The following is a 10,000-nucleotide window of genomic DNA, read 5'->3' on the forward strand; positions in this document are numbered from 1 at the left end:
GGTGAAGCGGGCCAGCCTCTCGTCGCTCCCGTCCAGCGGGAACACCGCGACGCGGTGGCAGTTCTGGAACGCGAGGCGCACGCCGAAGTGGCGCTGCAGGGCACCCCGGATGGCGTCGCTGGCGAGCGCGCGCAGGAGCTGACCCCGTGCCTGCTCGTCCGGCGGCGGCGTCTGGTTGTCGGCGAACGGTCCGCCGTCCACCTTCAGCTGGGCCACCAGTGAGCTGATCATCTCCCACGCGTAGGGCAGGGAGGTCCGGACGCAGTCGACGAAGGCCGCTTCGTCGACCTCGCCTCGCTCGGCCTGTTCGAGCAGGGCCGGTGAGACGTCGAGCGACATGAGTACTCCTCTCGCACCCCCTCGGCGAAGGGGGTTGCCGGACGGTAAGGGACGCCGCGGACGCCGGACACGCTCCGTACCCGTGCCACGACCGCCCGTCCACTACGGTAGGCACCTCCAGGTCCCCCGCACCAGGAGACGGTGGACTTGACCGATTTCGCATCGCTCGGGTCCGCACACAATCAGCCAGAACCGGACAAGGGCCTCCAGGGCGAATCGCGTGGAGTGCCGCGGGTCGAGTAGCGTTGCCGACCATGCGTCTTGTCATCGCCCGCTGCTCCGTCGACTACGCGGGGCGCCTCACCGCACACCTGCCGTCCGCTCCCCGCCTGATCCTGGTCAAGGCGGACGGAAGCGTCTCCATCCACGCGGACGACCGCGCCTACAAGCCGCTGAACTGGATGTCGCCCCCGTGCACCCTCAAGGAGGGCGCGGGTGACGAGGCCGGCGTCTGGACGGTGATCAACAAGGCGGGCGAGAAGCTGATCATCACGATGGAGGAGATCCTCCACGACTCCTCGCACGAACTGGGCGTGGACCCGGGCCTGATCAAGGACGGCGTCGAGGCGCACCTCCAGGAACTGCTCGCCGACCGCATCGAGACCCTGGGCGAGGGCTGGACGCTGATCCGCCGCGAGTACATGACGGCGATCGGGCCGGTCGACATCCTGTGCCGCGACGGCGAGGGACGGACCGTGGCCGTGGAGATCAAGCGGCGCGGGGAGATCGACGGCGTCGAGCAGCTGACGCGCTATCTGGAGCTGCTGAACCGCGACCCGTTGCTCGCTCCGGTGCGGGGCGTGTTCGCGGCGCAGGAGATCAAGCCGCAGGCCCGGGTGCTGGCGACGGACCGGGGCATCGCCTGCCAGGTCCTCGACTACGACGCCCTCCGCGGCATCGAGGACGACAAGCTCCGCCTGTTCTGACGCGCGGACCGTCGGCGCGCGCCGTTCCGGCGCGCGGACGGCGCCGCGCGGACACCACCGCCCCACGGTCCGTCGCCGTGGGGGCGGTGGTGCGTCCGCCTCAGACGAGATCCGGCGTCAGGGACGGGGACGGCCCGGGTGCTCCGGTCAGGGACGGGGAGGCCTGCGCGCCGCCGGACGTCGTGGTGGTCGCCGCTCCGCCGTCGGCGCCGTCCGTGGTGCCGCCCTCCGTACCGCCTTCGGTGGTGCCGCCCTCGGTCCCGCCGTCCGTGGTGCCTTCGGTGGTGCCGCCCTCGGTCCCGCCGTCGGTGGTGCCGCCCTGGGTGCCGGAGCCGGTGCCCGCGTCGGAACCGCCCGAGGGGCTGCCCGACGCGCTGCCGCTCGGGCTGCCGGAGCCGCTCGTGGGGGGCTTGGTCGTGGCCGGGGGCTTGGTGGAGGCCGACGGCTCGGTGGTGGTGCCGCCGGAGGTGTCCTGGTCGTCCTCGGTCTCGTCGTCCGTCGGGTCGGCGTCCCCGGAGGGTGTCGCCGGGTCGTCGGGGGTGCCGAGCACGCCGTCGGGGCCGGGGTCGGTCGGGCGGCTGGTGGCCGTGCCGGTGCCGGTGCCGTCGTCGACGGCTTCGTCGGCGTCGGGTCCGTCGTCGTAGCCCTGGCTCGCGGAGGGGTTCGGGCCGGTGCCCTCGGTCGGCACGCCCTGGTCGCCGCCCGTCGCGCCCAGGGTCACCACGGTGCCCAGCACCGCGACCAGCAGCGCGCCCGCGCCGGTGGCGACCAGGTTCTTGCGGGCGCCGCCCACCAGGCCGCGGGCCTTGCCCACCGGCTCGGACCGCCGGGTGACCGGGGCGTCGCCGGCGAAGACCGTGCCGCCGTCGCGCGCCGGGCCGGGTCCGGCCTTCGGGGCGTGCGGGTCGGTGTCGCCGGAGCCGAATGCCTCGAACGCCCCGAAGGCGGCGAGGGCCGCGCCGGCCGCCGCCGCGGCGGCGGACGTCTCCGCCGAGGGGGTGGCGAAGTCGATTCCGGGCAGGTCGCCCGTGCGGTCGGCGACCAGGGTCAGCGCGCGGCGCCCGGCGACCTGTCCCCGCTTGTCGGCGGCGGCGGCCCGCAGCGCGACCGCCGCGTCCAGTTCGGTGCGCGCCCGCTCGTACCGTCCCTGACAGAGCGCCAGCACACCGAGTTCGTGGTGGAAGTAGCCCTGCTCGGAGACCTCGCCGGCCAGGCGGGCCGCCTCCACGCCGGCGCGCAGGGCCTGCTCCCAGGCGGTCCAGGCCAGTCCGGCGGCGAAGGCGGGTGCGGCGGTGCGGGCGAGCCGCAGCGCCAGGTCGCCGTCGGAGGGCGGCAGCGCGGCCAGCACCGCCAGCACCGCGCCGCTCTCGGCGCAGACCCGCTCGGGGGTGACGGACTGGTGTCCGGCCCACCAGGCGTAGTGCTCGGCGGCGGTGCGGATGCGCTGTGCGGCGTCGTCGGCGTACCCGGCGGCCTCGAGCTGTGCCGGCACCCCGGCGGCGAGCCGGTGGCGGTGGCCCGCGGGCGAGACCAGGGCGCAGCCGAGGAGTTCGCCCAGCGCACCGTCGGCGTGGGTGTCGCCCACCAGGGCGGGCAGGTGGGCCGGCTGCGGCAGTTCGCCGCCGAGGGCCACCGCGAACCGCAGCGCGTCGCGCGCGGAGGAGGAGAGCCGGGAGGCGAGCAGCGGCGCGGGTGCGGCGCCCTCGGCCAGCGAGGGCAGCGGGGCGGCCTCCTCGCGGGTGTCGAACGGGACGTCGGCGTCGGGCACCGGCACCGCGTCCTGGAAGACGCCGACCTCGTCCACCACGTCGGTGGCGGCGCGCAGCCGGTCCCGCTGGCGCAGCAGCGCGCCGGCCTGGACGAACCGCAGCGGCAGGCCCTCCGACTCGAACCAGAGGTCGCCCACCCAGGTCGTCTCCTCCTCGGTGAGGGGGCGTCCGACGGCGTGGCCGAGCAGTTGGAGGCCGGCGGCCCGGGTGAGGCCGGTGAGGGTGACCGTCTCCATCAGCGCCTCGGCGGCGGGTTCGGGGACGTCGGGCGTCGCGGATATCAGGAAGGCGCACTCGGGGGTGGCGTCGAGCAGCCGGGAGAGGTCGGCGCCGCCGAAGCCGAGGTCGTCGACGACGACCACGGCGCCGATCCGGCCGAGCAGTTCGCGCAGTTCCTCCTCGGAGGGGCGGCGGCGGGAGGCGTCGTAGGCGGTGTGGAAGAGGTCGTGGAGGAGGTCGTCCGGGCCGCGGCCGAGGCCGTTGAGGCGGATGACGCCGTCGGGGGCGAGGTCGGCGCAGTCCTCGGCGACGACGTCCAGCAGGCGGCTCCGGCCGGAGCCGGACGGGCCGACCAGGCGGGCGGAGCGGCCGCGGGCCAGCAGCCGCACGAGTTCCTCGCGCTCCTCCTGACGCTCCAGCAGCGGCGGGACGGGCACGCCCGCGGCCGGGTCGGCCGCGGGCGCCGCGGCGCGGGCCGCCGCCCGGTCCGCCTGGGCGCGTTGCCCGGCGGTGAGCTTGGCGGGCCGCTCGGGCGTCCGTTCGGGCGGGCACAGCTCGATCTCGCTGCCGTCGACGGGATTGACGGTCAGCAGCAGGTCGTCGGTGAACACCTCGGTGGTGCGTGCCACGGCGGGCGTGTGCTGGCCGAAGTCCGGCGTGAGCGGGTCCCGGGACGCACGCGGGCGCGGCGGACGGCCGCTTCCGCCGTGGCCGTGCTCCTCGGGTCCGCGGCTGTTCGGGTCCATAGGTCCAAAGCCCCCAAAGCGTCGTGTGCCGAGCCCCTCCCGGCCTCGCCGCACACCGCGCAGTCGCCTCTGGTCCGGGCCGCCGTAGGGAATGTCTGATGTCGGGTCGGCGGGCGACCGAACCTTAAACCTCGCTCAGTATGTCCGACCAGCCGGGGTGCGGCTCCGTCCGCGACATCACAGTCTGATGTGGATTCGCGCCGCGCGGCAGAGCGCCGCGCCACGGACGGGACCGGTGTGCGGCGGGTGGCGTGAGGGTCCGGGGAGTCCGGGATCCGCCGCCGGGCGCGGCGAGGGGGGCCGCCGTCAGACCCGCGGCAGGCTCTCCGCCGCGAGGCCGCCCTCGATGGCGAGGATGCGGTGGAGTCTGGTGGCCACCAGCAGCCGCTGCATCTGCGGCGGTACGCCGCGCAGCACCAGCCGGCGTCCGGCGCGGCCGGCCCGCCGGTGCACACCCATGATCACGCCCAGTCCGGTGGCGTCCCAGGAGTGGAGCTCCGAGAGGTCCAGGACCAGGTCGCCGGCGCCGTCGTCGACGGCGGAGTGCAGGACCGTACGGGCGTCCGCCGCGCTGCGGACGTCGAGGCGGCCCCCGACGACCAGCTCGGCGTGGTCGCCCCTGATGAACATAAGTGCTCCCCGGAAATGCGTCTTCTACCACCGTGTGCGTACGGTGATGCCACTTCTGACGCCTTTGGGGAACCAGAAGTTGCCGTCTGTAAGCGAACCGATACCGAAATCACCCTCTCGGGTGATCCGAGGGGTGATTCCGGTCCGGCGGCGCGGGCGGACCCGCGATCGTTCACGGCGGTCAGTGCTTGTAGAAGCCCTGCCCGCTCTTGCGGCCGATGTCACCGGCGTCCACCATTCGGCGCATCAGCTCCGGCGGCGCGAACTTCTCGTCCTGCGACTCCGTGTAGATGTTGGAGGCCGCGTGGAGCAGGATGTCGACGCCGGTCAGGTCGGCGGTGGCCAGCGGGCCCATGGCGTGGCCGAAGCCCAGCTTGCAGGCGATGTCGATGTCCTCGGCGCTGGCGACGCCGGACTCGTAGAGCTTGGCGGCCTCCACGACCAGGGCGGAGATCAGCCGGGTGGTGACGAAGCCCGCCACGTCGCGGTTGACCACGATGCAGGTCTTGCCCACCGACTCGGCGAACTCCCGCGCCCGGGCGAGGGTTTCGTCGCTGGTCTTGTGGCCGCGGACCAGCTCGCACAGCTGCATCATCGGCACCGGCGAGAAGAAGTGCGTGCCCACCACCCGCTCGGGCCGCCCGGTCACCGCGGCGATCTTGGTGATCGGGATGGCGGAGGTGTTCGACGCGAGCACCGCGTCCTCACGCGCGATCTTGTCCAGGGCGCGGAAGATCTCGTGCTTGACCTCGATCTTCTCGAAGACCGCCTCGACGACCACGTCCGCGTCGCCGGCTGCGTCGAGGTCGGTGGTGGGGGTGATCCGGGCCAGCGCGGCCTCGGCGTCGGCGGCGTCGAGCTTGCCCTTGCTCACGAACTTGTCGTAGGAGGCCTTGATGCCGTCCAGACCCCGGTTGAGCGCCTCGTCGGTGACATCGCGCAGGACGACGTCCCAACCCGCCTGCGCGGAGACCTGGGCGATGCCGGAACCCATGAGGCCGGCTCCGATGACGGCGAGCTTTCCTGCCACTGCCACTCCCTGTTCTCGTGTCTACCGGTCGGACATTAGCGCCCGGGGAGACGCTCGTGACCGCTAAGTAACGCGCGTCACGTCTCATTTGACGGACATCACACCCGCGGTGCTCCCCGGGGAGGCGTTCCCTAGGCTGGGCCCCATGGTCAATCTGACGCGCATCTACACCCGTACCGGGGACAAGGGCACCACCAACCTCGGCGACATGAGCCGGGTCCCGAAGACGGACCTCCGCATTTCCGCCTATGCCGACGCGAACGAGGCGAACGCCGTGATCGGCACGGCCGTCGCCCTGGGCGGCCTGGAGGAGGACGTGGTCGCCGTCCTCACCCGCGTCCAGAACGATCTCTTCGACGTGGGCGCCGACCTGTCGACGCCGGTCGTGGAGGACCCCGAGTACCCGCCGCTGCGGGTGGAGCAGTTCTACGTCGACCGGCTGGAGGAGGACTGCGACCGGTTCAACGACCGGCTGGAGAAGCTGCGTTCCTTCATCCTGCCGGGCGGCACGCCCGGCGCGGCGCTGCTCCACCAGGCGTGCACGGTGGTGCGCCGGGCCGAGCGCTCGACCTGGGCGGCCCTGGAGGTCCACGGCGAGACCATGAACCCCCTGACCGCCACCTACCTCAACCGGCTATCGGACCTGCTCTTCATCCTTGCGCGGGTCGCCAACCTGTCCACGGGCGACGTCCTGTGGGTCCCCGGCGGGGAGCGCTGATCCCTCCGGGGCGCCCTTGGGCCGCTTGGGGAAGAGCGCGTAGCTGAGGGCGATCAGCCCGTGGATCGCCACCGCCCGCAGCGCCGTCCCCTGGAAGGACCGCAGCGTGGACGCGTCGCCGTCGCCGCCGATGTACCAGATGCCGCCCTGCAGCAGGGCGGCGGCCACGGCGGCGGCGAGCACCGTGCGCAGCCAGAGCCGGCCCTCGTGCGCGGCGCGGGCCGCGCCGTACCGCGGCGGCTTCGGCGGGCGCGGGGCGCCGGCCAGGCGGTGCGCGGCGTGGCCGTCGAGCCAGGTGATCGTGTAGTGCCCGTAGGCGACGGTGAAGCCGATGTAGAGGGCGGCCAGGCCGTGCTGCCAGTCGGGCTCGGCGCCGCCGCGCAGGTCGACGACGGTCACCACGAACAGCACGACCTCGAGCACCGGTTCACACAGCAGCAGGACGGTGCTCAGCCGCCGCCGGCGCAGCAGGTACCGCACGGCCAGCCCCGCGGCGAGCAGCACCCAGAAGCCGGCCTCGCAGGCGATGATCAGGGCCAGGATCACGTCGGTCCCTCCGTCCTTCGTCCCCTCCAGCCTCCCTCCCGCACGCGGGGGCCGCATCGGCCACGACGACGAGACGGGGCTGCATCGTTCGATGTACACGCCGCGCGCCCGGGGGGTGCGCCGGCCGCATGTGGCGGGCCGCGAAGCCGTGTTGGATGGGGGCATGACCGTCGAGACCTTCCCGAGGGGACCGCGCCCCTTCGACGTGGCGGCGGCCCTCGGCGGGCTGGCGCTGGGCCTGCTGCTGTGGGCGGTGGGCCTGGACCTGTATCCGCGGCGGGACGTGCCCGGCTGGTGGGTGCTGGTGCCGCTGGCCGTGACGGCGGGGCTGGAGCTGCTGCGCCGCGTCCGGCCGCTGACGGGGCTGGCCGTGGGCTGCGTGGCCCTGGTGGCGGACCAGCTCACCACCGGCAGCCTGGCCACCGTCCTGCTCTTCACCGACCTGGTGTACGCGGCCGCCGTCTACGGCAGCGCGCGCCTGGCCCGCCGCCTGCCGGTGGCCGCCGGCGCACTGACCCTGGCGGCGGTCGTCTGGAGCGTGGTGACCTGGCGGGACGCCTACTCGCTGATGCCGGGCCTGGGGGTGGGCCTGATCGTCTTCGGTCCGGCCGCCACCGGCGCCCTGGTCCGCCACCACCGCGACGCGGCACGGGCCGCCCGGCGGGAGGCGGAGCGGACCGCGCGCCTGGCCGAGCTGGACCGCGCCCAGGCGGTCACCGCCGAGCGGACGCGGATGGCGCGGGAGTTGCACGACGTGATCGCCGGCCACCTGTCGGCGGTGGCGGTGCACTCCACGGCGGCGCTGTCGCTGGACGACGCGGACACCTCCCGCCGGGCGCTGGGCGTGATCCGGGAGAACAGCGTGGCGGCGCTGACCGAGATGCGGCGGCTGATCGGCCTGCTGCGGGCCGGGGGCGAGGACCTGGAACCGTCGGCCGCGCCCACCCTGGAGAGCCTGCCGCCCCTGGCCGAGGGGGTCCGGGCGGCGGGCTTCGCGGTGACCCTGGACCTCGGCCCCGGCCTGGGGTCCGGCCCGGACGCGGGGGCCGGCCGCACGCGCCTGCCCTCGCCGGTGGAGCTGGCCGCCTACCGGATCGTCCAGGAGTCGCTGACCAACGTCCTCAAGCACGCCGCGCCCGGCCCCGTGACGGTCGCCCTGCGGCTCGACGGCGGCGCGCTCCGCGTCGAGGTCACCAGCGCCCACGGCACCCCGGACGGGCAGTCCGCCCGCGCGCCGGGGGCGGGGGCCGGGCTGATCGGGATGCGGGAGCGGGCGGTGCTGGTCGGCGGCGGCTTCGAGGCCGGGCCCGAGGACGGGAGATGGGTGGTGCGGGCGCATCTTCCCGTGCCGGAAGGGGAAGGGATGGTCCCGTGATCCGGGTGGTGGTCGCCGAGGACCAGTCGGCCGTGCGTGCCGGACTGGTGCTGATCCTGCGCAGCGCTCCCGACGTCGAGGTGGTCGGGGAGGCCGCCGACGGCGAGCGGGCGGTGGAGCTGGCCCGCGAACTGCGGCCGGACGTGGTGCTGATGGACGTGCAGATGCCGCTGCTCGACGGGGTGGGCGCCACCCGGCGGATCGCCGCCGAGCAGCTGGCCGACGTCCTGGTGCTGACCACCTTCGACCTGGACGAGTACGTCTTCGGCACCCTGCGCGCGGGCGCGGCCGGCTTCCTGCTGAAGAGCGCCGAGGCGGCCGAGCTGATAGAGGGGGTGCGGACGGTGGCGCGCGGCGAGGGCCTGATCGCCCCGGCCGTCACCCGGCGGCTGATCGCGGCCTTCGCCGCCGGCCCGACCGGACGCCCGCCCCGCGAGGGCGGGCCGGACCCGGCGGCCCTGGCCACCCTGACGCCGCGGGAGCGCGAGGTGCTCTCCTGCCTCGGCGAAGGGCTGTCCAACGCGCAGATCGCCGGCCGCCTGGAGATGGCGGAGGCCACGGTGAAGACGCACGTCAGCCGCCTGCTGGGAAAGCTGGAGCTGCGCAGCCGCGTGCAAGCGGCGGTGTTCGCGCAGGAGTTGGGGATCTGAGGGCGGCGGCCTCCCCGGGACCGGACCGCGCATTAAACAAGAAGACTGCATTGGTCCAGACCTATTGACCGGTGGTCCAGACCTTTCTACGCTGACCGCACTTGCACGGGGTCATGGACTCGTCAAGGTACCCGGTAGTCGCAGCACCCCTCTCACCCTCACCCCCCGGAGGAGGCGCAGATGCGCTTCAGACAACGGATGACGGCGGCGGTCGCCACGCTCGTCCTTCCCCTCGCCGGACTGGTCGGGCTCGCCACGCCCGCCCAGGCGGCCACCTCGGTCACCGCCACCTACGCCAAGACGCAGGACTGGGGCTCCGGCTTCGAAGGCAAGTGGACGGTGAAGAACACCGGCACCACCGCCCTCTCCTCCTGGACCGTCGAGTGGGACTTCCCCACCGGCACCAAGGTGACCTCCGCCTGGGACGCCACCGTCACCAACTCCGGCAACCACTGGACGGGTAAGAACCTGGGCTGGAACGGCAGCCTCGCCCCGGGCGCCTCCGTCACCTTCGGCTTCAACGGCTCCGGCACCGGCTCGCCCTCCGGCTGCAAGATCAACGGCGGCTCCTGCGACGGCGAGACCCCCGTCCCCGGTGACAGCCTGCCGTCCGCCCCCGGCAAGCCGACCGCCTCAAGCATCACCGACACCTCGGTCAAGCTGTCCTGGACCGCGGCCACCGACGACAAGGGCGTCAAGAACTACGACGTGCTGCGCGGCGGCGTGAAGGTCGCCACCGTCACCGGCACCTCGTACACCGACTCCGGCCTGACCGCCGGCACCGACTACTCCTACGCGGTGCAGGCGCGCGACACCGCCGACCAGACCGGCCCGGTCAGCGCCTCCGTCGCCGTCCGCACCACCGGCGGCTCCACCACGCCCACCGACCCGCCGCCCGGCGGCAAGGTCAACCTCGGCTACTTCACCGAGTGGGGCATCTACGGCCGGAACTACCACGTCAAGAACCTGGTGACCTCCGGCTCGGCCTCGAAGATCACGCACATCAACTACTCGTTCGGCAACGTCAAGAACGGGCAGTGCGTCCTCGACGA

10 protein-coding genes (1 of these 10 running past the window's edge) are annotated in these 10,000 nt (G+C 73.8%); 5 read left to right on the plus strand and 5 right to left on the minus strand.

What is annotated here, in order from left to right:
• Nucleotides 1–339 (minus strand): SCO5389 family protein (locus A2U95_RS05930; RefSeq protein WP_166021167.1); only part of this gene is annotated, 339 nt, incomplete at its 3' end.
• A gap of 254 nt (nt 340–593) precedes the next feature.
• Here A2U95_RS05930 and nucS point away from each other — a divergent pair.
• Complete coding sequence (gene nucS / locus A2U95_RS05935; protein WP_206282823.1) at nt 594–1,265, plus strand: endonuclease NucS; 672 nt, start codon at nt 594–596, stop codon at nt 1,263–1,265.
• Between the two features lie 100 nt (nt 1,266–1,365).
• Here the strand turns inward: nucS and A2U95_RS05940 are convergent, their stop codons facing one another.
• The 3 genes from A2U95_RS05940 to A2U95_RS05950 form a co-directional block, all read right to left on the minus strand.
• A complete protein-coding gene (locus tag A2U95_RS05940; RefSeq protein WP_420856968.1) occupies nt 1,366–3,882 on the minus strand; it encodes an ATP-binding protein in 2,517 nt (838 codons plus the stop codon).
• A 423-nt stretch (nt 3,883–4,305) separates the two neighbouring features.
• Nucleotides 4,306–4,629 (minus strand): STAS domain-containing protein, encoded by a 324-nt coding sequence (locus tag A2U95_RS05945; protein WP_166021170.1) that lies wholly within the window; start codon nt 4,627–4,629, stop codon nt 4,306–4,308.
• A gap of 181 nt (nt 4,630–4,810) precedes the next feature.
• Nucleotides 4,811–5,659, minus strand: a complete 849-nt coding sequence (locus A2U95_RS05950) for a 3-hydroxyacyl-CoA dehydrogenase family protein (RefSeq protein ID WP_166021171.1) — start codon at nt 5,657–5,659, stop codon at nt 4,811–4,813.
• A gap of 145 nt (nt 5,660–5,804) precedes the next feature.
• Between A2U95_RS05950 and A2U95_RS05955 the strand changes: the two genes are divergently transcribed.
• Nucleotides 5,805–6,377 (plus strand): cob(I)yrinic acid a,c-diamide adenosyltransferase, encoded by a 573-nt coding sequence (locus A2U95_RS05955; protein ID WP_166021172.1) that lies wholly within the window; start codon nt 5,805–5,807, stop codon nt 6,375–6,377.
• Here A2U95_RS05955 and A2U95_RS05960 read toward each other — a convergent pair.
• Nucleotides 6,294–6,923 (minus strand): hypothetical protein, encoded by a 630-nt coding sequence (locus tag A2U95_RS05960; protein WP_166021173.1) that lies wholly within the window; start codon nt 6,921–6,923, stop codon nt 6,294–6,296. The genes A2U95_RS05955 and A2U95_RS05960 overlap by 84 nt on opposite strands.
• A gap of 163 nt (nt 6,924–7,086) precedes the next feature.
• On the opposite strand from A2U95_RS05960, the gene A2U95_RS05965 reads away from it, so the two are divergent.
• The 3 genes from A2U95_RS05965 to A2U95_RS05975 form a co-directional block, all read left to right on the plus strand.
• Nucleotides 7,087–8,298: a sensor histidine kinase gene (locus tag A2U95_RS05965; protein ID WP_166021174.1), complete on the plus strand. Its 1,212-nt coding sequence runs from the start codon at nt 7,087–7,089 to the stop codon at nt 8,296–8,298.
• Nucleotides 8,244–8,948 carry a response regulator gene (locus tag A2U95_RS05970; protein WP_166021175.1) on the plus strand — a complete coding sequence of 235 codons (705 nt, stop codon included), beginning with the start codon at nt 8,244–8,246 and terminating at the stop codon, nt 8,946–8,948. Before A2U95_RS05965 ends, A2U95_RS05970 begins: the two co-directional genes overlap by 55 nt.
• Before the next feature lie 180 nt (nt 8,949–9,128).
• Nucleotides 9,129–10,000: the beginning of a glycoside hydrolase family 18 chitinase gene (locus A2U95_RS05975; RefSeq protein ID WP_166021176.1), read on the plus strand. It continues 958 nt past the right edge of the window; only the first 872 of its 1,830 coding nucleotides appear in the window; it begins with the start codon at nt 9,129–9,131; its stop codon lies beyond the right edge, outside the window.

The organism is Streptomyces chilikensis (genome assembly GCF_001642695.1).
Classification (GTDB): Bacteria; Actinomycetota; Actinomycetes; order Streptomycetales; family Streptomycetaceae; genus Streptomyces; species Streptomyces chilikensis.

Excerpts from the sequence above, each read along its gene's own strand:
- nucS (WP_206282823.1), top strand. The coding sequence starts at position 594 with ATGCGTCTTGTCATCGCCCGCTGCTCCGTCGACTACGCGGGGCGCCTC.
- A2U95_RS05945 (WP_166021170.1), bottom strand. The coding sequence starts at position 4,629 with ATGTTCATCAGGGGCGACCACGCCGAGCTGGTCGTCGGGGGCCGCCTC.
- A2U95_RS05955 (WP_166021172.1), top strand. The coding sequence starts at position 5,805 with ATGGTCAATCTGACGCGCATCTACACCCGTACCGGGGACAAGGGCACC.
- A2U95_RS05965 (WP_166021174.1), top strand. The coding sequence starts at position 7,087 with ATGACCGTCGAGACCTTCCCGAGGGGACCGCGCCCCTTCGACGTGGCG.
- A2U95_RS05970 (WP_166021175.1), top strand. The coding sequence starts at position 8,244 with ATGGGTGGTGCGGGCGCATCTTCCCGTGCCGGAAGGGGAAGGGATGGT.